Raw genomic sequence first — 22,307 nt, 5'->3', positions numbered from 1 at the left:
GCTTCACGGCTTTTGCGACTCCGCGACCGCCCTGGCCCATGCGGCCCGTTCGGGCGGAAGTTTCGCAATCCAGGCGGCTTCCTGCTCGTCGGGGATGGTTGTTAGGATATTGCGGAACAATTCGTTGGATAGATCGAGCAATGGCGCGGTGGCGACCGTGGCGGAGAGATCGTCCAATTGTTCCGAATCCGCACGCGACGCCAATGATTCCAACGCCCTGCGGCGCATCGCGGAATCAGGTAGGAGAGACGCCCAAATCAGCCCTTGGTTCCAATCCGTGAATTTGCCGATCATCGTGTCGGTTGAATTGAGGGTATTCCGGTTGGCGGGCGCATCTATCAGAAGCTGCGTCGCCTCGGCGAACTGTCCGGGGTCTCTGAGCGGCATGGCACCCAGCGCTGCCAATGTGGCTTCAGACCGTTTCGGAAGCGTTAGATGGGAAAGCAATTCCGGCAAACTGCCCGCTGGAACTTTACCACTGGCCAGCACACCTGCGATCGCGGCATCCCGTGCAGTGGGATCCGCCAGGTGGGAAGTCGCCTCCAGCGCGGCCCGTGAGTCGATCGCCGCCGCGGACTTGAAGGCCTCTCCAAACCATCGTTCACCTTGAGGGACTGACTGGGTTTTCAGCCATTCGAGCAGGGCGGGGGAATCGCTTTTGGCCCACTGTGCGACCGCATATCCAAGGTAATCGCGGTATTCGCTGCGCTTCGGCAGTTTCGCCAGACCTTCCACCGCGGCGGCGGGATCTGTTTTCATCCATTCCCTCGTGCCCCATGAAAATCGATTGAAGTCCCGAACCTCCGCCGCCAGTTCGAGGCCTTTTGTCAGATCCTTCGAGATCACCGTCTCGATGACTTCGCGCCGCAAAAGGTCGCCGCATTCCTTGTCTGTGATTGCGTTTGCCGCTGCCATCGCGGCGTCCGGATCCGCGGCAGCCCACACCTGAAGCAGGTTTACGCCGTAGTTTTTCAACGTTGTCCCATCGTGCTGCTGTTTGAGCCAATCCCAGAATCCACTGGGATCCTGTTCCGCCCACAGGCGCTCCGCCAGCCGCGTGCCCTCGGGATCGTTCAGCCGTGCGCGGAAAAACGCAGGCCATTCCGCGGGTGTTAGGGTGGCGGCGTGATTTGCGAAGGAGCGCATGCGGTCGCTGGCGGTGCCTCCGGGGGATTCTCCTCCACCTGTTTTTCGCGGCGACAGCCGGGCGGGCGAAGTTGATGGGTTCGCGCCCTCGCCTCCTTCATGCGGAAGACCGAAACCGGTTAGGAAACCGATGGTGGCGAGCAATAGCGTTGGAACAATGGATTTCATCAGCGGGCGGGTGGTTTCATTCCATCGATGACCTTGCCCAGAGTGGCTTGTTCGTCCGCAGTGAGGCCTGAATTCCCTAGCAACTCGCGTGCGGCGGGAGGACCGATCTTCTCAGCGACCTTCTGGATCGCGGATCCCAGCATCCTCATCTTTGTTTCGCCTTCGAGGATGTTGGCGGAAACTGTGAAGGCGAGATCCGGACTGTAGGTTTGAATCCCGTCGGCCATTGCCAGACAGGCTTCGGTTTTGCGCGGACCCGCCGGGAGATTTTCCAACCATTCGCTCGCGCCTGCGGCATCCACCTTCGCCCAGTAGTAGCCTAAAAAATTCTGGTACATCGAGCTTTGTGCCGTCTTCGCCGCAGTAGCATCGTCCGCGACGTCCATCCGCGCGATCAGCCATTCGGCAGCGGTCTGCGGATCGGCGGCAGCCCATTTTTCCGCGAGTTTGGCGAGGTTCGCGTCCATCGGCTCTTGTCCCGGCGAGACCAAATTAGCAAAGGTTTCCTCCGGCGCGGCCAGAGCGGCATGAACCATTTCCGCAGAAGGTTCCTCTCTGACGTAGGGGGGCGGAAGGCCGTGAAGTTTCGCGAAAGTGGTCGCCTCCTCCGGATTTTGATCCGCCCACTGTCCGCAAATGTAGCCCATGATGAAATCGCGCGCCTTTCCGGGTGGCAAACGGCTGGCTTCCTCCGCCGTCCGCGCCGGGTCGGTGCAAAACCAGCCATCGTGGTCGATCGGCGGATTGACGGACTGCCGTTGGTCCCAATCAATGGCTGTGGCGGAAATTTTTTGATAGAGACCGGCAAGGTCGAGAAACGGATCGAGATGAACGCCGTTGAAGATCTGGCTGCGGGCGGTTTCGGGCGCTCGGAGCACTTCGAGCGATTCGTCGAGTTTTCCCCGGTTTACTTCGGAGGCCAAATCGCTGGATTTGAACGCTTCGGTCGCTGCCGCCAAATCGAGTTTCAGCCACTCCGCAAAGATCTTGTTGAAGGCTTTGAGACGGTTGTCAGCGCTGAGGTCGAGCGATTTCACCCAGTCGAGCGCGGCTTGGGGACCTTGGGTTGCCCAGCCTCCGGCGACGACGTTGATCAGATCGGCATTGTTGTCCGGCTTGCCCTTGCCGGTGGCGACGTTGCGAGCCAATTCCGGATCGTTCCGTCCGAGGAGTGCGAGAGCTTTAGCCACAGCGGATTTGTCGGGGTCTCCGATCTGCAAGGATTCGCTTAGAATTGAGGGATCGCGCCTGCGTAGGGCGACCAAGGTCCGAACCTCGGAGAACCCGCCGTTATCGGCGGTCCCGGCGATCGCTCCCTTATAATCCATGGCCGCCCAAGCTTCAAAAAACGGGCCTGTCCAAGTCCGTTGCTGGATTTGCTTTTCCGCTGCCAAGCGTGCCAGCAATTGTTTCGGGTCTTCCAACTCCAGCCAGCGGCGGAACACAAATTCAAGGCGGATGACATCGGGGAATTCTCCTGAGACGCAGATTTCGCGGAACAATTCCTCGCAACGGCTGGCCGAGATCCCGGCCATTTCATTGAGATAGCGGATGGTGGGGCCGTTCCTAGGCACCGTTCCATGGCGTGCCGTCTTGATTCGAGCCTCCCGCCTCGCTTCCCCAGTTGCATCCCGGTCTGGCTGGGGTTCGCGCTGCATGGTGCTGCGGCAAAACCATCCGGCGAGCAGGCCCGCGACCACGGCTACCCAGGCATGCCATCGGATTGATTTTACAAATGCGGCCACGGAGTCTTGATAGACGTTGGCATTCAACGGTCAAGAAGATGCGTGCCGGGTTTCCCCATCCCTCCGAAAACACAGCATCGGGTTCATTTTAGGGATCTCGACCCGGTATGGCCTCGGCCGGGTGCCGTTGCAGGCTCAGCGGGGTTCCCCGAAATAGTCCGTGCAATCCCGCCTTGAAATGCCGGAAACGCCGTGCATCCTCGCCGCCCGCCCATGGCAGGACCCACTTTCCAAGCACTTCCAGGATTCCGCGACTTCACTCCCCGTGAATGCGCGGTCCGCAATTATTTGTTCGAGACCTGGCGCGATGTCGCCCGCCGCTGCGGCTATGTCGAATACGAAACCCCGATCCTCGAAGACACCGGACTCTATCTGAAAAAATCCGGCGGCGAGCTTTCCTCACAGCTTTTCCGTTTCGAGGACCAGGGCGGTCGCGATGTCACGCTGCGTCCCGAAGTCACCGCCTCGCTGGCGCGGATCGTCGCACAACACCAGCGGGATTTCCCGAAGCCGCTCAAGTGGTTCGAAATCGGACAATGTTTCCGCTATGAAAAGCCGCAGAAGGGCAGGGGACGCGAGTTCCATCAGTTCAACGTCGATATCCTCGGCGAAGCCGGACCAGCCGCCGATGCGGAATTGGTCGCGTTGGCGATCGAGACGATGCTCGCTTTCGGATTTGTCGCGGGGGATTTCGTCGTCCGTATTTCCGACCGCAAGGCGTGGATTGATTTCGCCGAGGCGAACGGAATCGCGGAAAACAGTATTCCGGACTTCCTCGGCATCATCGACAAAATCGAGCGCGAGAAACCGGAAGTGCTCGAACAGAAGCTCGCCGCGTTCTCGCTAACGCCGGAAGGAGTCCGTGCGTTCATCGCTGATCCGGCGAATGCCTCCGCCGCCTACCTCGCGATCCGCGAGGATCTAACCGCGCGCGGTTTCGCCGATTTCGTCGAACTGGATCTCTCCATTGTCCGGGGCCTCGCCTATTACACCGGCGTGGTTTTCGAAGTTTTCGACGCGAAGAAATCGATGCGCGCCGTCGCCGGTGGAGGTCGCTACGACACGCTCATTTCCACCATCTCGGACGGAGCTACCGACATGCCGGCCACCGGGTTTGCGATGGGCGACTACGTCATCCGCAACCTCATCGAGGAAACGACGCACACCGCGATGCAGTTGGAAGTCTGGCTCCAGCGCAATGCCGCCGCTTGCGATATTTTCGTCGTCGTTGCGGATGAGAAAATGCGCGCCCAGTCTCTGCGTCTCGTCACCGACCTGCGCCGCGCGGGTATTTCCGCCGATCTGCCGTTAGGACTTCCGAAGGTTGCGAAACAATTCCAAAGCGCGGAGAAATCCGGTGCCCGCTTCGCTCTCGTCGTCGGAGCCGAATATCCCGAACTCAAACTCAAGATCCTCGCCAGCCGCACCGAGGAATCCGGTAACGCCGCCACCGCCATCGATTGGCTAACAGACCGTCTGCTCCAGCCGGATGGTCCGTTGCTGGCCTGAAGAAATAGAACCACAGATTAACAGGATGGACGCAGATGGAAGAGATGGGATTTATGTAGGCGAGACCGAGAGGATCATCGGTTGCGCCTTTGCCGTCTTGAATGCGTTGGGACATGGCTTTCACGAAAAGCCTTATGAAGAGGCGCTGGTCGTCGATTTTTGCCATCACGACATCCCATACGCGCAGCAAGCACGTTTCCCGATTCACTATCGAAACACGAAAGTGGGTGAGTATGTTCCCGATCTCGTTGTTTTCGGAAAAGTCATTGTTGATACCAAGACGATAGAGCGCATCACGGATCACGAAGTCGGTCGGATGCTGAATTATCTTCGTGCAACATGCCTTCAAGTCGGCCTCATTCTCAATTTCAAACATGCCAAGCTGCAATTCCGCCGCGTCACCCTGACTCCACCTGCAGCCCCACCTCTTCACTCTTAATCCCATCTCTTCCATCTGTGTTCATCCCGTCCATCTGTGGTTGAAAAACTCTTAATCCATTTTCCAAATGCGCTCCCATCATTGCAACGAACTCCGCGAATCCCACATCGGCCAAACCGTCACACTCATCGGTTGGGTGAATTCCGCCCGTGACCAAGGCGGCGTGATCTTCATCGACTTGCGCGACCGCGAGGGCGTCACCCAGTGCGTGTTCCGCGGCGAGATCTCGCAGGAAGCCAGCGACCTTTCGCACAAGCTCCGCGTCGAGGACGTGGTGCAAATCACCGGCAAGGTCGAGGCCCGGTTGAAGACCGACGAGGTGGACACCACCAACGACAAGTTGGAAACCGGCGGCATCGAAATCGTCGCGGCCGAGCTCGTCATCGTCAACAAGGCGGACGTGCTTCCGTTCCAGTTGGACAAGGAGCTTTCCAACGAAGACCTGCGGATGAAATACCGCTACCTTGACCTGCGCCGCCCGCGCATGAACAAGAACATCCGCCAGCGCAGCGTGATCACTTCCGCCGCCCGCCGCTATCTCGACGATTCCGGTTTCTATGAAATCGAAACGCCGATCCTGTCGAACCCGACGCCGGAAGGCGCGCGGGATTTCCTAGTGCCGTCGCGCCTTAACCCGGGTCGTTTCTACGCGCTGCCACAAGCGCCGCAGCAATACAAACAATTGCTGATGGTTGCGGGCATGGAGAAATATTTCCAAATCGCCCGTTGCTTCCGCGACGAGGACCTTCGCGCTGATCGACAGCCTGAGTTCACACAGATCGACATCGAAGCCAGTTTCGTCACGCAGGAAGACATCATCAAACTGGTGGAAGGTTTGTTAGCTTCCATGTTCAAGTCCGGCCTTGGCATTGACGTGCCTTCGCCGTTCCCGCGCATGACCTATCGCGATGCGGAGGACATCTACGGCTCCGACAAACCGGACACGCGTTTCGACATGAAAATCACCGACCTCGGCGACGTCTTCGCAGCCACCGAGTTCAAGATCTTCCGCGGCACGCTCGACAGCGGCGGCGTCGTTAGAGCAATCAATGCCAAGGGCTTCGCCGGCATCACCACCGGCCAGATGAACCGCCTCAACGAGATCGCCGTGCAAGCCGGACTTCCCGTGAAGAACCTCGCGTTCATCAAACTGGAGAACGGCGAATACAAGAGCCCGCTCTGGAAAATTTTCACCGACACGGAGAAAGCCGCCGTCGCCGCCAAGCTCGATCTGGCGGAAGGCGACATCGTCTTCTTCGCCGCCGGTTCGCGCGAAAACGTGAGCACCATCCTCGGCCGCGTCCGCACCGAATGTGCCGTGATGATGGAACTCAACAACGACCCGACGAAATTCAACTTCCTCTGGGTGGTCGATTTCCCGCTGCTCGCCCACGACGAGGAATCCGGTCACTGGGCCGCCGTTCACCATCCGTTCACCCGTCCCCATCCCGAAGATATCGAAAAACTCGATGCCGGCGACTATGCGAACGTTAGAGCGGTCGCCTACGACGTCGTTCTCAACGGCTACGAACTCGGCGGTGGCTCGATCCGGATTCACGAAAAGGATCTTCAAGCGAAGATGTTCAGCGTTTTGGGCGTCGGCCCGGAAGAGCAGGAAATCAAATTCGGCCACCTTCTCGACGCGTTCCGTTTCGGCGCGCCGCCGCACGGTGGACTCGCTCTCGGCCTCGACCGCATCGCCATGCTCGTCGCCGGTGAGGACAGTATCCGCGAGGTGATCGCTTTCCCGAAAAACAACAAGGGAGCCGACCTCATGGCCCACAGTCCGTGCCAGATCGAGCACAAGCTGCTGCGCGAGGTTTACGTCCAGTCCACTTACAAGGATCCGAAACTCGCAGTGGAAGCGAAGGCTGAGGTGAAAGCCTGATTCGGCTTTCTGTTCGACATTCGGTCCTTCACGCGATAGTTCAAAGCATGGTTTCCAAAACCACATCGGTCGGAAGCGAGGCTCCCGCTCCCAAGCTGGATCGTGCGGCGTTTTCTATCGGAACGCTCGACGAACAGACTTCGGAGTATGTGGCGTCGTGGCGGGCGAGACCGGTGGAGGAGAGAATTTCCGCCATTCAGTTCATGCGCACCGTTATGTATGGCCAAGATGCAGCTACCGGAAGACTTCAGAGACTTCTTCAGATTTCTGAATGACTCGGGAGTCGAATATCTCCTGATCGGTGGCTGGGCGGTCGGCTTCCATGGCTACCCACGTGCCACCGCCGACATGGATGTTTGGGTCGCTTGTGATCCGGAAAACGCGAAACGCATCGTTCAGGCCCTCAAGCTTTTCGGTTTTACCCATGATGAGGCCACGGAGAGCCTTTTCACGCGACCGGGTTTTGTTGTTAGGATGGGTTTGCCACCCATGAGGATCGAACTGCTGACAAGAATCAGCGGGGTGGACTTTGCTGACTGCCGGAGCCGCTGCGAAACGATGATCGAGAAGGGGATTTCCATTCCCGTGATCGCTCTGCCCGATCTGATCGCGAACAAGAAGGCCAGCGCACGACCCAAGGATCTGGCCGATGTGGATGCTCTTGAAAATTGATCAGGCCAAAAAAGAAGCGGCCCGATCGACAATCCCCGGGAAAAACCCAAAACCCTAAGGGAAACTCAATCGGGCCGCCTTGTGTTTGTCGCGACGCCGGGAAAAAAGCACTGGCCCGGATGACGCGCAACTGATTTTTGGAAATTTTTTCGTGAAAATTTTCGGAGATTTCGCGGGCATTGCGAATCATAGGAATCCATGCACTGAAAATCGCGAGAACCGCCCACAAAAGGCGATTTTTATCCTAGCGCGGTCGCCATCGGTATTTACTCTGGCCGTGACGTGAATGACGGAATCCACCCGTCACATTCCTCTGAATCGCATCGAATTTCCCATGAATCTGACACTCAAAGTATGGCGGCAGTCCGGACCCTCGGCCCAAGGCAAGATCGAGACCTACGACGCGAGGGACATTCCGTCCGAAGCGTCGTTCCTTGAGATGCTCGACATCGTCAACGAGCGGATCATCGAGAAAGGCGGCGATCCGATCCAATTCGATCACGATTGCCGCGAAGGCATTTGCGGCACTTGTTCGTTGACCATCAACGGCATCCCGCACGGCAAGGAGCGCGGCATCACGACCTGCCAGGTCCATATGCGGAAATTTTCCGAAGGCGACACCATCTGGGTCGAGCCATTCCGCGCGAATCCGTTCCCGGTGATCCGGGATTTGATGGTGGACCGCACCGCGTTTGACCGGATCATCGCCGCTGGCGGCTACATTGACGTCCGGACGGGTTCCAGTGTCGATGCCAACTCCATCCCGATTGCGAAGAAGGACGCGGATGCCGCCTTCGACGCCGCCGCCTGCATCGGCTGCGGGGCTTGCGTGGCCTCCTGCAAAAACGCATCCGCCATGTTGTTTGTTGCGGCCAAGGTCTCCCATCTGGCTCACCTTCCGCAAGGTCAGCCGGAGCGCCAGAAACGTGTGCTCGCCATGGTCCGCCAGATGGATTCCGAAGGCTTCGGAAACTGCACCAACCAATACGAGTGCGAAGCCGCTTGTCCTAAGGAAATCAGTGTCGATCACATCGCTCTCATGAATCGCGACTACACAAAAGCCGTGCTTCAGGAACAGTTCGCCTGATGGGGAATTGCAAATGCGCGGAATAAGATGACGGTTTGAATGCTCTCCCTTGCAGTTAAACCCCGATTCTCAAAATGATCACCATCCGCTCCGCCACCACTTTGATTTTCTCGCTCGCCCTCGCGGCGTGCTCCGCTGAAGACAAAAAGAAAGATGTTATGGAAGTCCGCACCGATCAACCCGCCGAGCCTGAAGGAAAGGTCGTGAAGACCGACGAAGAGTGGAAGAAGCTCCTCACTCCCGAGCAATACGCCATCCTGCGCAAGTCGCACACGGAAGCCGCGCATGGCCAGGTTTACAAACAATTCAAGGAACAGGGTGTGGGCTCTTATCACTGCGCCGGCTGCAACGCGCTGCTCTTCACCTCCAAACAGAAATTCGATTCCGGCTGCGGCTGGCCGTCGTTCTATGATCCGGCGAAGGCGGAGAATGTGATTCTCAAGAAGGACATCACTCTCGGCATGGCTCGGATCGAAGTCGTTTGCGCCAAATGCGGCGGTCACCTTGGCCACGTTTTCGAAGGCGAAGGATTCAACACCCCAACCGACCAACGCTATTGCATCAACGGCGGAGGTCTGGTTTTCGTTCCTGCCAAAGGAGATGCTCCCGCCAAAGACGAGCCGGTGAAGAAGTGATCGGCTGATGGCGGGCAGCCCATCGTTTGAAAGTCCCGTGATCCCGCTGAAATTCAAACTGACTATCGCTTACGACGGCGCGGCCTATCATGGCTGGCAGTCGCGGACTGATGGATCGGGCGTGCAGAATCAGGTAGAGGCGGCATTGGCGAAATTGTTCTCCAGCGCGCCGCGGATAGAGAGTTCTAGCAGGACAGACTCGGGCGTGCACGCCTGGGGAATGGTGGCGCACTTCGAAGTGCCGCGCGGCGAATTCAAGATGCCGCCTGGCAAGCTCGCGCTGGCGATCAATGCCTGCCTGCCGGATGACGTTCGCGTGCGGTCGGCGATGCGGGTGCCGGGAAATTTCCACGCAAGGTTCGATGCGGTTGGCAAACAATATCGCTATCAGATTTGGAATGGCCCGGTGATGAATCCGCTGATGCGCACGCAAGCTTGGCATGTGGCTCGCAAGCTGGATCTGGCGGCGATGTGTGAAGCCGCGGAATTGCTTGTGGGCAGACATGATTTCCGCTCGTTCACGTCCAACCGAGGAGTAGTGCTCGAAGACGCGGTGAGGACTTTGACACGTTGCGAAATCCGCGGTCAGGGAGCGAAAGTGACCTTCATCATCGAAGGCGAAGGGTTTCTCTACAAGATGTGCCGTTGCATCGTCGGAACCTTGGTGCAGGTGGGCGAGGGGAAGTTCCGGGCGGAGGAGATCAAGAACATGCTCGCCCGGGGCGACCGCCGGATTTCAGGAATGAACGCGCCCGCCCACGGACTGGTGCTGTGGAAGGTGTTCTATCGGGGAATGTAAGCCGCCGGCTTATTCCCAAGGAGGGGCGATCTCCGAATCGCCCTAGACAATGGGAAGCCAATGATCCGAGGTTATCCGCCAGACATTGGCACTTCATTGGCTTCGGCCGATCGGAGTCCGCCGCTCCTTGAACTTTCTATCAAGGCGAGAGCCTGTCGATCTTCCACTCCGCGGCATTCCTCTGATATAGAAAACGATCGTGAAGTCGCGCCGGGCCGCCCTGCCAGAATTCGATCATTTGTGGCTTCACGCGATAGCCACCCCAGAACGACGGTAGGGGAATCTCACCCTTGCTGAATTTTTCACCAATCTCCGCGAGCTTCTGCATCAGGAATTTCCGCGAGGTGATGACTTCGCTCTGGTTGGAAACCCACGCGCCTATCTGTGATTCTCGCGGGCGGGAGGTGAAGTATTTCAACGACTCCGCGGTGCTGATTTTCTCGACAGTGCCCTGAATGATGACCTGCCGCTCCAGCGTGATCCACGGAAACAGCAGGCTGACACGAGGGTTCTGCGCCATCTGTTTCGCTTTCCGACTTTGGTAGTTGGTGAAGAAGACGAAGCCGTCGCCATCGAAGTATTTCAGCAACACCGTGCGCTGATAGGGCATGCCGGTTTCATCGACGGTGGCGAGCGTCATCGCGTTCGGCTCGTGCAGGCCGAGCTCGGTTGCCTGGGCAAACCATTCGGAAAACTGCGCGACCGGGTCGGCGTTCATCTCCTCGCGCTTCAGGCCACGGTCGGAATATTCTTTGCGGAAATCGGCAAGGTCCATGGCGGAGTTTTAGACGAGAGATCACAAGCGTGCAAGGGTTGTGCGACGGCACCATGGACTGCGGCAGCAGGCTGCACGCAGTCCAAGGGGGCGGAAGTTGCCGTGCCTGGGAATTCTTCTCGCCCGTTTTTCCGTTTCTGCTATACGACTGGAGTGTGCCTTCGGAACTTCTTCAACCCAACCCAACACCTTGCAGAACCGTAATTTCTGCAGTTCCTGCTATACGACTGGCAAAATCCGCCAGTCACATAATAGGAAGTTAGGCCACATCACGCGCCATGAGTGATTCCAGTCAGGTGGTTCAAGCCTTCGAGAGTCTGGTGCGTGAGAAGTTGCCTGAGTTGACTACAGGATTGCGCGGAGGCACGCCGGATGGGTATGGCAATCACGTCGTGCTGGATGTCCCGTGGCCGGCCAATCCTAGCCGAATTAGTCTCGGAGCGTTTTATTCTCCCGACGATTGTTTCGAGATTTCGTTCTCTGTCTCCGAGGCGCGCGGGCCAGCAGAGCGACAGATTCTGATCGGCAGCGATTTGTCCGGCGCGATTTCGGCGACAGTCGATTTTCTGCGCGACATTCTTTCTGGCCGCATACTCGTTGACGTGGTTCGGCATCGCTTTCTTTGGTTTCGGCCCTACCATTTGGCGTTCTTCCGCGAGGCGTCGCGGCGTGCGAGTGGACGCATCGTTGAGACGCTTTGCTGGACAGCCAACGGAAAGGACGAAGATGTGGCCTAGCCATACGCTGCAGCGAAGGGCGGCGGGCCATCGCGGTTGCAATCGGTGCGTCTCGTGGCCGCAGTCGTTGAGCTTGGGGTCGTTAGGAGTCTTCCGAGGACACGCGAAATAAATTTCGCGGTCCGTCAGATTAAACTTTGAAACAACGGCTGGCGTTTCCGCGGGTGACTTCGGCGAGCGCATCGGCTGTCATCCCGAGCGCAGCCGCGAGCGCCTGGCCGATGGCTGGTAGATTGGCAGGGTGGTTGTGGTTTTCCGGCAGGGCATGGCTGATGAATTCCGGCGGCGGGAGCATGTCGGGAGCGTCGGTTTCCAACAAGATGCGGTCGGGGGGAAGCTGTCGGAAGACATTGAGCACGGCGGATTTTCTCGGATGGAGGAAGTGGCCGGAGAAGGAGAAATATGCGCCTAGCGGAATCAGCCGACGGGCGATCTCGATGGAGCCGCCGAAGGAGTGCATGAGAAATCGCGGGGGTGGGGGAGCTTCTGCGAAGGAATCGAACAACGCGCCCCACGCTTTCAGGCAGTGGATGGTGACGGGGCGATTCATTTCACGGGCGAGGCGGAGTTGGTCGATGAAGACGGGGCGTTGGAGATCGAGTGCGGGTTTGGAAATCCATTGGTCGAGACCGCACTCGCCGATGGAGGATTGTGGATGCTTCTCTAACAATTTTTGCAGGCGCTCCTGCCAGCCGTCGGTCGCGGTGTGGGCGTGCCACGGATGGATGCCGAACGCGGGTGAGATGAAATCCAGATGGGTTTCCGCCAGTTTTTCCACCGCCGCCCAATCTGCCTCGCGGGTGGCATTGACGACACCGTGGATGACGCCCGCCTGCTTCATCGCGGCGATGATCGGCTCCGGATCTCCGAGACGCGGGTCTTGGAGATGGTTGTGGGCGTCGGTCCAGTGAAGCATGATTTCCATGACAACGCTGGGCTGGCTAACGCCGGGGATCAACCCCGAATGGGTAGTTTGCAAGAGTGAGGCCGGGTTCACCCAATCGTGCGATGGACGCGATCCCTGGCGGCTGCTTCAATCTCAAGCACGACGAAACACTCCGGGTGCATCGCTCGTAAACCCAGCTCTTTCTTTATCTCCATGGATCCTATGAACCGCCGTTTCTCCCTTGTCATACTCGCCACCGGCATCCTGCTGATGGGAATTCATCCTGCCGCTGCCGCGGAAACGGAAGTGCGCTATCTCTCCGGTCACGGTCCGAAGGACGCGGTGCCGTGGGATTTCTCGGTGACCGGTGGTCGCCGGGCGGGCGAGAAGACGACCATCCCGGTGCCATCGAATTGGGAGCAGCAAGGCTTCGGTTCCTACAACTACGGTGACAGTCCCGGCGGCAAGGCGGACGAGCATGGCATTTACAAGACCCACTTCACGGTCCCGGAGAACTGGAAGGGGCGACGGATTCGCATCGTGTTCGACGGGGTGATGACGGATGTCGAAGTGAAGGTGAACGGGAAATCCGCGGGGCCGGTGCATCAGGGCGGCTTCTATCGGTTCCGGTATGACATCACGAAACTGCTCAATCAGGGCGGTGAAAATCTGTTGGAAGTGGATGTTGCGAAACGCTCGTCCGATCCCCTGACCGAGCGTGCCGAACGCAACGGGGACTATTGGGTCTTCGGAGGAATTTTCCGGCCGGTTTTTCTCGAAGCTGTGCCGGATCGCAGCATCGAGCAGGTCTCGGTGAACGCGACGGCGGACGGTGTCTTCAAGGCGAACGTGGATTTCGGAAACTTGCGGGAATCGGCCGTGCTGGAGGCGCGGATCCAAGATGCTGCTGGAAATCCGGTGGGTGAGGTTTTCTCTGCGGAAATTCCGGGTGGCGGTTGCAGCAGGGTGAGCCTCGAAACGAAAATCCCTAACCCGGCACTCTGGACGGCGGAAACCCCGAATCTTTACACGGTGAAGCTGGCACTGAAGCGAGACAATTGGAACATGCACGAGGTCACGCAGCGTTTCGGCTTCCGGACCATCGAGGTGCGGAAGGGCGGGGGATTTTTTCTCAATGGAAAACGCATCCTGCTCAAGGGCGTCTGCCGCCATAGTTTCCGTCCGGAGACAGGACGTTGCCTTGATCCGGAGACCAGTTACGAGGATGTGCGCTTGCTGAAATCGATGAACATGAACGCCGTCCGGATGAGCCACTATCCGCCGGATGTCGCGTTCCTCGAAGCCTGCGACGAACTCGGACTTTACGTCCTCGATGAACTCAGCGGTTGGCAAAACTCGCACGGCACCGAGATCGGCCGCAAGCTGATCCGCGAGATGGCGACGCGCGACGTCAGTCACCCGAGCATCCTCTTTTGGGACAACGGCAACGAAGGTGGCTGGAACCGCGAGCTCGACGGCGATTTCCGACTCTATGATCCGCAGGACCGCATCGTCCTCCATCCTTGGGAACCCTTCAACGGTATCGACACGAAACACTATCCTTCATTCGCCGATCTAACGAAACGTCTCGCCGGTCCCAACACCGTGATGCCCACCGAGATGATCCACGGCCTCTACGACGGTGGAGCGGGCGCGGGGCTGGAGGATTACTGGAAGGCCATCACCACATCGCCCTTCGGCGGCGGCGGTTTCATCTGGGTGCTGGCGGACGAGGGAATCATGCGCACTGATCAGGGAAATCGCATCGATGTCTTCAGCACCTACGCGCCGGACGGCATCGTCGGGCCGCATCACGAGAAAAAGGGCAGCTGTTATACCGTGCGGGATGTTTTCTCGCCGGTGCAGATCGATAGGCCCGCGCTCGACAAGTCATTCACGGGCAAGCTCAAGCTCCGGAACCGCTACGATTTCGTATCGCTCGCCGGATGCCGGTTTGAGTGGAAACTCTTACGTTTCCCTGATCCCGCGGCCTCAGCCACCGAGCCGAACGTGATTGCAAGCGGAAAGCAACCGGCCCCGGAAATCGCGGCGGGTGCGGATGGCTCGCTCGATCTATCACTTCCTGCTGACTGGGGGAAATCCGACGCGCTCTCGCTCACCGCCACCGATGCCACCGGGCGGGACCTGTGGACATGGACTTGGCCGACTCCGTCGCTCGGTGCCCGTCTCACTGGGCCATCGAGAGCCAGCGGCAAGACATCCGTAGAAAACTCAGGAAGCGTCATTTCCCTCCGTGCTGGGAACCTGATCGCCAGCTTCGACGTGAAGACCGGCCTGCTCAAAACCTTGTCGCAAGGCGGGAAAACCTCATCACTTGCGAACGGACCGCGTGTCGTTTTCGCGCGTCCGGCGAAGGGTGATATCGCTTGGACGGATGCCCGCTTCGATCCTCCGGCGAAGCCCGGTGCGCCGATTGTCTGGAAGCCAGAAACGCCTCTGACATTGAACCTGCTGGAGATCGAACTGGACCTCGGCAAGAACATCAACTGGGCCGGTTTCAAGCTGGAGATTTCTCTGGATGGCCAGAGTTGGAAAACCCTCTACGACGGCACGCGCCGCAGCAGTGACGGCAAAACCTACGAATTCCCTCCCCAAACGGTGGCAGCCGTGCGGTTGTCTAATTTCCGCCAGGTGGATGGAAATCTACCGGCGGTGAAGAAAATGCGCGTGGCCTATCAGGCGGAGCGTTTTCCTGCGATGGCGGCTCCGGCCAAGGTCACGAGCGGACCGGATTGGGTAAATGCCGAGGCCGAAGATGGTTCGGTGAAATTCCGTTGGACCCTCTCGGAAGGCGAGGGGCTCCGTCTCGATTACTCCTACAAGCTCGATGGCGATGTCACCTATCACGGCATCACCTTCGATCATCCCGAGGACAAGTTCCAATCGGTCAAATGGCTGGGCGAGGGGCCTTCCCGCGTCTGGCAAAACCGTTTGCGCGGCACGACCCTCGGCACCTACGAGATCGCGAAGAACGACATCCAGCCCGGAGAATCGTGGACCTTCCCCGAGTTCCAAGGATGCTTCGCTGGCCTGCGCTGGGCACGGCTCGCGACGGAAACAGGCGATCTAACCGTGACCGCCCGCGATGCGGAGACCTATCTGCGTGTCGGCACGCCGAGGATCAGCCATCCGTTCACCACGGTGGCGTTTCCGGCAGGTGATCTGTCCTTCCTGAAAGCCATTCCGGCGATCGGTTCGAAGTTTCTCACTCCGGAAAACTCCGGTCCTTCCGGCATGCCGGCGAAAGTCAGTGGCGAGCAGACGGGTTCGCTGGTCTTCCGTTTCGGGGATTGAAAAATCACCGTATGCCGGGTAAACTTAGAGCGCGAAATTTATTTCGCGCGAATGGTCACGGAGATTTTGCGCGGAATGAATTCCGCGCTCCAATTGAAGAGTCTCCTCACCGCACGCCGCGGGGGGCGACTTTTTTCGGCGCATCGAAGGTCATGTCGGTGATCGAGAGGCGTCGGCCTTCGTTGTTAGGGTCGCAGGTCGCGACCTGCATCGTGCGGAGCGTCCAGACGTTGTCGGCGACTTTCATGACGTCCTTGACTTGGAATTCCTTCACGAGCCCGCCGTTTTTGTCGTGACCGCGGATGCGCATGAAGGCTCCGAATTTCGTGTGCACCCAGACGTAAACGGTTTCGTAGCGGCCTGCCGAGCCTTTGGGTTTGTTGACCCGGATTTTATAACAAGGTTCGCCACCCACGTCCTCCTGGCCTTCGAACTGGGGATTCGGCCAATAGAAAAAGCGCAGGGCGAGATCTTCGTAAGTCAGGTCGGTTCCCGCGACAGGCTGCACAATCTTGTCGGCGGGAAAAGCGACGGTTTTGCCTTCGATGATTTCAAACAGATTGAAGTCCTCGTCGCCGATGCGCATGTGGAAGATCCTCCACGGGCCCTTGTTTTCGGAGAACTGGAATTGGATGTCCTTGCCTTTGAGGAAAAGCGTGATGGGGACGTTGATATTGCCTTTGCGCAGGTTGCCGTTGAGCCCGTCGTCGAGTTTCGTGAGAGTGGCGGACATGCGGGCTCCTTCGAGGATTTTCTGGGCGTCCGGCTGTTGGGCGTGGGCGGTTGATACGAAGGCGGCGGCGACGGCCAGCGCGGGGAGGATTGATTTGAAATTCATGGTGATAGGATGGGGCAATCGGGCGGTTGGACAAGCTTGAGGGCGCTTTCCTTCAAAAAAGCGCCACCCGAAGACGTGAATTTTTTAAATCGGGTTCTTTTGGGGCTTGATGATCCGCAGCGGGGCGAATTGGATGGCCAAAACGCAAGAGTCGTTCCCAAACCCCCATGAGTCTCCGCAACCAGCTATCAGACATTCTTCCGACGTTGCTACCGGGAAATCCCGCCGATTCGATCAAGGGGACGGAGTTGATCCGCCTGACGCGGCTGCAACTGACCGGCAATTATTCGGATGCTTCGTTACGCTATCATTTCTCGATCATGTCGTGCGATCCCGGCTCGCCGATCGCGAAGGTGGAAAAGGGCCAAGGCTACTATCGCCGGAGTGCTCCGCTGCCCGCGTTGTCGGGAGCGCAGGAGTTGCTGGCGCTGACCCAGGGACGGCTCGATGATCTAACGACCGCCGACCAGGACATGGTGGACGAAACGATGCTGCGGATCCGCAAGTTCCGCGCGGTGGTGACCCGTTATTTCGAAATCAACGGGCGCTTCCCGTTCGCGTTTCGCCAGGCATTCGGCAAGGACGCGCCGATCAGCAATCTTTGGAAATACCCCGAACTGGTGCTGGTCGATTGGGAAACCGGCGGCTCGCCCGACGAGGAAATGTCGCTGGATGAAACGATGTTGTCGTTCAAGCAGCGCCTCGGAATTGCTCCATTCAAACTGCACGCCGCTCGCCTGCGGATTCAACCGTCGCTGCAAACCTATCGCGAGGATTTTTTCCAAACGCTCGCAGTCTCGATGTGGGCGCAGGGTGGGGAACTTGTCTATGCTGCTCCCATCGAGGACGAGGCGCTGGCGGATAGCTTGCGGCGTCTGAGTGCGAGTTTCGGCGTGGGCGTCACTTCGTTCGGCCTGACCCCGGAAGCCTTGGATGACCTCCCGCGTCCGGCGAATATTTTGAATGCTCATCCGCGGGAAACCGAGGCGATCATGGCCAAGCTCGACATCAACCGGATCGCGGCTCCGCGCACCCGTCCGCATCTGGATTGGGCGGCGCTCAGCTCGATGCGCAACGAGTCCGAGGAGGCCGAAAAACTCGTGCTGTGGTTGACCCGCTGTATCGACGAACGCCGCGCAGAAGCATTCAAGGACGAGTGAGCTGGACTTTCAAAAGCGTCGCCGTCGTCGGCTCGGGAGCCATCGGACTCTATTATGGTGGCCGGCTTGCGGCTGCGGGCGAAGACGTCAGGTTTCTCGTTCGTTCGGATTTCGACGCGATTTCCCGCGACGGATTGAAAGTGGAAAGCGCCCATGGTGATTTCGAGCTGCCGGAGGTGAAGGTTTATCGAACGCCGGAGGAAATCGGGCCGGTGGATCTGGTCATCGTTGCATGGAAAGCCACTGAAAATCATCAACTTGCCGCCATTCTTCCGCCGCTTCTGCACGCGGGAACCCAAGTGCTCACGCTCCAGAACGGCTTGGGAAATTGCGAGAGTTTGGTTGAAATCGTCGGCCCGAAACGGGTGCTCGGCGGGCTGTGCTTCGTCTGTATCAATCGGATTTCCCCCGGCTTAATTAGTCACTCCGCTGGCGGACGAATGACCATCGGCGAGTGGCAACCGTGTGGAGATGGCCGGGCCTCGGAGCTGGAACGACGTTTCAAATTGGCGAAAATCCAAGGAGTTGCCGTGGAGAATCTGGGAAAATCCCAGTGGGAAAAACTCGTGTGGAACATCCCGTTCAACGGTCTCTCCGTCGCGGAAGGCGGCGTGACCACCGATATCCTGCTCGCCGACGAACGGACCGAAAATGAACTGCGCGCGCTGATGGCCGAAGTCATCGCCGCCGCGCGGGCCTTGGGCCTCGATTTGAGTGAAGACCTCATCGATTTCAACATCGACCGCACTCGGCCGATGGGGCCGTATCGGACCTCCAGCATGATCGATTTCGTCGAAGGTCGTGAAGTCGAGGTCACGCCGATTTGGGAGGAGCCGTTGCGCAGGGCGAACGGGGTCGGCGTGGAAATGCCGCATCTCGAGAAATTGCTCGGTCGGATTCGCGAACGATTGGCCTCTCGGACTTGAATCCTGGTGTTTTCCCGTCAATTATATCCGCCACGCCGAGATCAGCAAAAACCGAATTTGGAAGACGCTCTGAAGCTTGTGGAAATCGCCTGCAAGCACCGTACCGAAGGTGCCGGTCTTCAAAAAAAGCCGGAACAGTGGCGCAAGGAGTTGTCCTGAAAAAATACGGGAATCCGGGCGTATCAAGGTTTCCTCAAGGGCGACAAAGCCACTTGTGGGATCGGCAAATCTCGGCGAGAATGCGCTGGAAGTCCCCGGCTGGATTTGGGAGATTCCTTCATTCGCCGCAGGACCGGAATGCCGGTTGTTTTCCCGATGTCCACTTCACCCAATCCGCCCGCTTCCAAAGTCGTCATCCCCGAAGGTCTTCGGGTGCAGTTGGACGGCTTTCGGCGTCATCTGTGGCGGGTGAAAATCCTTGAGGCGATCGCTGCCGGAGTGATCGGTCTGCTGGTGTCCTTTCTGCTGGTTTATGGGCTAGACCGTGTGTGGCAAACCCCGGGTTGGGCACGGCTGGTCATCCTACTGGGCGGTGTTTCGCTGTTCACGGTTTTCGCCCCATTTTGGCTGCATCGCTGGGTCTGGCGGCAGCGGCGCGAGGAGCAACTGGCCCGCCTGATCGCCCGTCGCTATCCCGGATTGGGCGATCGCTTGCTCGGCGTCATCGAACTTCAGAGTCAGGAGGGAAATGCCGACACGCTTTCGCCGCGACTTCGCGAGGCGGCGATGGAAGCGGTGGCGGCGGAGACGGGAAAACGCAAACTCGACGAGGCGCTTCCGCCTCAGCGGCATCGGCGCTGGTCGTTGGCCGCGCTCGGCTTGGCGGGTGTTGCAGCAGCGGCATTCACGTTGACTCCGCGGGCCGGATTGAATGCGCTGGAACGCTGGCTGATGCCGCTGTCAAAAACCGAGCGTTACACCTTCACGCGTTTGGAAAATCCGCCGGTCTATCGGGCAGTGGCGTTTGGCGAGGCGTTTGAAATCACGCTGCGGCTTTCAGGCGATTCCGAGCAGCGGCCTTCGCACGCGACCGGCCGTTACGGATTGCAACCCGCCGTCGAAAGCAAGCTGGCGAAGGATATCTATCACTTCACGTTTCCCGGCCAGCAGGAACCCGGCAACATCGATTTTCATATCGGCGACCTGCGCCATCGTGTTAGGATCGAGCCTGTTCCGCGGCCGAGTGTGGAGAGCGCCGTCGCTGTAATCAACTCGCCGGATTATCTCGGGGTTCCCCAACGGACGGTGGATTTGAATACCGGAGTGGTGAGCGCGGTCGAGGGCAGTTCCATCCGGATGGAACTGACCACCAACCGGCCGCTCGCTTCGGCGACATATGGACCGACACGGGCGCAGGTGATCGAAGAAAAAAGCGACTCCGTTTACGAACCGGTGGACGGGAAGCTCGATCTATCCGGTTTCACCGCCAAGACACCGTTGATTGAAATCGGCGCGGTTCCTTTCGAAGTTCCTTTTGCATGGGCCGACGAACTCGGACTTTCCGGCGAGTCGGGATATCGTCTGCGGGTCGATGCCGTGCGTGACGCCGCGCCGACCTGTTATCTGCAGGGCATTGAACGCCAGAAGGTGATGCTGCCCGAGGAAACCGTTGATTTCGAGGTGTTGGGGGAAGATGATTTCGGTGTCAAATCGTCGGGAATCGAATGGTCCGGACAATTCACCCGACCTACCGACGAGACTCCCGCCAAGGGGGAAATCAAACTTCAGGATGGCGGACCTGAAGAGCGCCGGGTCATGTCGCCCGCTTCGTTTTCGCCGGCTGCCTACGGGATCACTCCTCAGAAGATCACGCTGCGCGGCTACACCGAGGATTATTTCCCGAAGCGGAAGAGAACCTACTCGGAGCCGGTGGTGCTCTACGTCCTCACCCGCGACGAACATGCGCAACTGCTCAAGAGCCGGTTCGACCGCAACATCACCGAGTTTGAAGATCTCGCCCGGCGCGAGCAGGAGCTGTTGGACGAAAACCAGCGGCTGGAGAAATTGGGCGGCGAGCAGCTTCAAAAGGAGGAAAATACCAAACGTCTCGAAAATCAAGAGCAGGCCGAGGCCGAGAGCGAGCGTCGGATGAAGGAGCTAACCGATAGCATGGAAAGTCTGATGAAGGACGCCGCACGCAATGGCGATATCGAGAAAGGCACGCTGAAGAAAATGGCGGAGGCGCTCAAGTCGATGCAGGAGCTTTCCCAACAGGATCTGCCAAAAGTGGAAGGAAAGCTCAACGACTCGCAGGATCAGGCGAACGCCGCGGAGAAGACCGGCAAGGATGTTTCCGAAGCGGTGGAGGAACAGAAAAAAGCGGTCGAGAAAATGCAGGAAGCACTCGCCAAGGCGAACGATGCGAACCGCCAGTTCGAGGCCGGCACTTTCGTCAACCGCCTGAAGAAAGCCGCGGGCGAGCAGAACGGCATCGCCAGTTCGCTCGTGGAGGCATACGACCGGATTCTCGGCGTGAAGAGCGGCAAACTCGATCCCTCCGACCAGCGGCGGTTGAACGAAGCCACCAGCCAACAAGCGAATACCGCCTCCGACGTCCGCTGGATCCAGGAGGATCTCGCGAATTATTTCGCCCGGACCAGCACGGAGTCGTTCAAGCAGTTGCTCACCGAAATGAAAGAGTCCCGCATCGACGTCGGTCTCGAAGAGGTCCGGGCCTTGCTAACCACCAATCACTCTTACGTCGCCACGGAGAATTCGAAAATCTGGGCCGACAAACTCACCGAGTGGGCCAAAAAACTGGAAGGCGACAAAGACAAGGACGGAGCCGGTGGCGGCGGAGGAGGAGGCGGACAAAGTCCCGAGGACGAGGATTTCGAGTTCATGTTGCGGGTCATGAAAATGGTCCAACAAGAACAGGACTTGAGGGCGCAAACCCGCGCACTCGAACAACTCCGCCGTGGAAGCGACAAACCCACACCGGCACACGCACCATGAAACGTTTTGCTCTAACTATTCTGATTTCGTGCGTCCCGATGATCATCTCTGCGGACGAAAAGCCGCTCGACGCAGCCCAGGAAAAACACCGTGAAGCCGCCAATAAGGTGGCCGACCGGCAGGACGAACTCAAGGCTGATGTCCAGCAGCTTACCATCGAGCAGACGGTTCCCAAAGTCATCGAGTTGCTCACCAACGTCGAGGAGATCATGGTCGAGGCCACCGACAATCTGGCCGCATCCGACACTGGCGGGAAAACCCTCGCCGCCCAGACGGATATCATCGAAAAAATCCACGAGGCTGCCAAAGAAAAACAGAAGCAGCAGGGCAGCGGCAAATCCGGCAGCGCCATGATGGAAATGATGGAGCGCATGATGGGGAAACCCCCGGAAGGAGATTCGAAAGGCAAAGGCAAGGGGAACCAAGCCAGCGATACAGGCAGCAACGGATTGAACGGTCTATCAGATGCTGCCAACGGCGCGGCGGACGGCGAGACCGGTGGCAAGAGCGAGGCCCGCAAGGTGCCCAAGGCCAGCGGCAGTGCCGGTCATGTCCTGCCTGAGGAATTTAGGAAAGCGCTGGATGCCTATAACCGCGGTGCCGAGAAAAAGGTGAAATGACCCGATC

19 protein-coding genes are annotated in these 22,307 nt (G+C 58.6%); 13 read left to right on the top strand and 6 right to left on the bottom strand.

The window, feature by feature from the left end:
* Window positions 1-3 precede the first annotated feature (3 nt).
* The gene (locus ABIQ96_RS18670; RefSeq protein ID WP_348216146.1) at window positions 4-1,314 is read right to left on the bottom strand and encodes a hypothetical protein; all 1,311 of its coding nucleotides are present in this window, start codon (window positions 1,312-1,314) and stop codon (window positions 4-6) included.
* Window positions 1,314-2,849 (bottom strand): hypothetical protein, encoded by a 1,536-nt coding sequence (locus ABIQ96_RS18665; RefSeq protein ID WP_348216145.1) that lies wholly within the window; start codon window positions 2,847-2,849, stop codon window positions 1,314-1,316. The genes ABIQ96_RS18670 and ABIQ96_RS18665 overlap by 1 nt, the downstream gene beginning before the upstream one ends.
* 423 nt (window positions 2,850-3,272) lie before the next feature.
* On the opposite strand from ABIQ96_RS18665, the gene hisS reads away from it, so the two are divergent.
* From hisS to aspS, 3 genes are all read left to right on the top strand, one after another.
* Window positions 3,273-4,568 carry a histidine--tRNA ligase gene (gene hisS / locus ABIQ96_RS18660; protein ID WP_348216144.1) on the top strand — a complete coding sequence of 432 codons (1,296 nt, stop codon included), beginning with the start codon at window positions 3,273-3,275 and terminating at the stop codon, window positions 4,566-4,568.
* A 25-nt stretch (window positions 4,569-4,593) separates the two neighbouring features.
* Window positions 4,594-5,007, top strand: a complete 414-nt coding sequence (locus ABIQ96_RS18655; RefSeq protein WP_348216143.1) for a GxxExxY protein — start codon at window positions 4,594-4,596, stop codon at window positions 5,005-5,007.
* A gap of 67 nt (window positions 5,008-5,074) precedes the next feature.
* A complete protein-coding gene (gene aspS / locus ABIQ96_RS18650; RefSeq protein ID WP_348216142.1) occupies window positions 5,075-6,895 on the top strand; it encodes an aspartate--tRNA ligase in 1,821 nt (606 codons plus the stop codon).
* Window positions 6,896-6,935: 40 nt separating this feature from the next.
* Here aspS and ABIQ96_RS18645 read toward each other — a convergent pair whose 3' ends face one another.
* Window positions 6,936-7,091, bottom strand: coding sequence for a hypothetical protein (locus ABIQ96_RS18645; protein ID WP_348216141.1), 156 nt, complete (start codon window positions 7,089-7,091; stop codon window positions 6,936-6,938).
* Between the two features lie 32 nt (window positions 7,092-7,123).
* On the opposite strand from ABIQ96_RS18645, the gene ABIQ96_RS18640 reads away from it, so the two are divergent.
* The 4 genes from ABIQ96_RS18640 (at window position 7,124) to truA (ending at window position 10,088) form a co-directional block, all read left to right on the top strand.
* Window positions 7,124-7,567: a hypothetical protein gene (locus ABIQ96_RS18640; protein ID WP_348216140.1), complete on the top strand. Its 444-nt coding sequence runs from the start codon at window positions 7,124-7,126 to the stop codon at window positions 7,565-7,567.
* Between the two features lie 334 nt (window positions 7,568-7,901).
* Window positions 7,902-8,654, top strand: a complete 753-nt coding sequence (locus ABIQ96_RS18635) for a succinate dehydrogenase/fumarate reductase iron-sulfur subunit (RefSeq protein ID WP_348216139.1) — start codon at window positions 7,902-7,904, stop codon at window positions 8,652-8,654.
* Between the two features lie 158 nt (window positions 8,655-8,812).
* Window positions 8,813-9,289, top strand: a complete 477-nt coding sequence (msrB, locus tag ABIQ96_RS18630) for a peptide-methionine (R)-S-oxide reductase MsrB (RefSeq protein ID WP_348216182.1) — start codon at window positions 8,813-8,815, stop codon at window positions 9,287-9,289.
* 37 nt (window positions 9,290-9,326) lie between these two features.
* Window positions 9,327-10,088, top strand: coding sequence for a tRNA pseudouridine(38-40) synthase TruA (gene truA, locus ABIQ96_RS18625; RefSeq protein WP_348216138.1), 762 nt, complete (start codon window positions 9,327-9,329; stop codon window positions 10,086-10,088).
* A 139-nt stretch (window positions 10,089-10,227) separates the two neighbouring features.
* Here the strand turns inward: truA and pdxH are convergent, their stop codons facing one another.
* Window positions 10,228-10,863 (bottom strand): pyridoxamine 5'-phosphate oxidase, encoded by a 636-nt coding sequence (gene pdxH / locus ABIQ96_RS18620; protein WP_348216137.1) that lies wholly within the window; start codon window positions 10,861-10,863, stop codon window positions 10,228-10,230.
* A gap of 278 nt (window positions 10,864-11,141) precedes the next feature.
* Here pdxH and ABIQ96_RS18615 point away from each other — a divergent pair, with 278 nt between their 5' ends.
* Window positions 11,142-11,600 carry a hypothetical protein gene (locus ABIQ96_RS18615; protein WP_348216136.1) on the top strand — a complete coding sequence of 153 codons (459 nt, stop codon included), beginning with the start codon at window positions 11,142-11,144 and terminating at the stop codon, window positions 11,598-11,600.
* Between the two features lie 130 nt (window positions 11,601-11,730).
* Here the strand turns inward: ABIQ96_RS18615 and ABIQ96_RS18610 are convergent, their stop codons facing one another.
* The gene (locus tag ABIQ96_RS18610) at window positions 11,731-12,525 is read right to left on the bottom strand and encodes a TatD family hydrolase (RefSeq protein WP_348216135.1); all 795 of its coding nucleotides are present in this window, start codon (window positions 12,523-12,525) and stop codon (window positions 11,731-11,733) included.
* Window positions 12,526-12,708: 183 nt separating this feature from the next.
* Between ABIQ96_RS18610 and ABIQ96_RS18605 the strand changes: the two genes are divergently transcribed.
* On the top strand, window positions 12,709-15,801 hold the full coding sequence (locus tag ABIQ96_RS18605) for a glycoside hydrolase family 2 TIM barrel-domain containing protein (RefSeq protein WP_348216134.1): 3,093 nt from the start codon (window positions 12,709-12,711) through the stop codon (window positions 15,799-15,801).
* Between the two features lie 106 nt (window positions 15,802-15,907).
* Here ABIQ96_RS18605 and ABIQ96_RS18600 read toward each other — a convergent pair whose 3' ends face one another.
* Window positions 15,908-16,639 (bottom strand): outer membrane lipoprotein-sorting protein, encoded by a 732-nt coding sequence (locus tag ABIQ96_RS18600; protein ID WP_348216133.1) that lies wholly within the window; start codon window positions 16,637-16,639, stop codon window positions 15,908-15,910.
* A gap of 167 nt (window positions 16,640-16,806) precedes the next feature.
* Here ABIQ96_RS18600 and ABIQ96_RS18595 point away from each other — a divergent pair, with 167 nt between their 5' ends.
* From ABIQ96_RS18595 to ABIQ96_RS18580, 4 genes are all read left to right on the top strand, one after another.
* Window positions 16,807-17,799 (top strand): hypothetical protein, encoded by a 993-nt coding sequence (locus tag ABIQ96_RS18595; RefSeq protein WP_348216132.1) that lies wholly within the window; start codon window positions 16,807-16,809, stop codon window positions 17,797-17,799.
* A complete protein-coding gene (locus ABIQ96_RS18590; RefSeq protein WP_348216131.1) occupies window positions 17,796-18,725 on the top strand; it encodes a 2-dehydropantoate 2-reductase in 930 nt (309 codons plus the stop codon). The genes ABIQ96_RS18595 and ABIQ96_RS18590 overlap by 4 nt, the downstream gene beginning before the upstream one ends.
* 315 nt (window positions 18,726-19,040) lie before the next feature.
* On the top strand, window positions 19,041-21,680 hold the full coding sequence (locus ABIQ96_RS18585; RefSeq protein ID WP_348216130.1) for a hypothetical protein: 2,640 nt from the start codon (window positions 19,041-19,043) through the stop codon (window positions 21,678-21,680).
* Window positions 21,677-22,300, top strand: a complete 624-nt coding sequence (locus tag ABIQ96_RS18580; protein WP_348216129.1) for a hypothetical protein — start codon at window positions 21,677-21,679, stop codon at window positions 22,298-22,300. The genes ABIQ96_RS18585 and ABIQ96_RS18580 overlap by 4 nt, the downstream gene beginning before the upstream one ends.
* Window positions 22,301-22,307: the final 7 nt, after the last annotated feature.

The sequence above is a fragment of the Luteolibacter sp. genome, from assembly GCF_039920825.1.
Classification (GTDB): Bacteria; Verrucomicrobiota; Verrucomicrobiia; order Verrucomicrobiales; family Akkermansiaceae; genus Luteolibacter.
The sequence above is the reverse complement of the archived record's forward strand: the minus strand, read 5'-3'. Positions and strand labels throughout refer to the sequence as shown.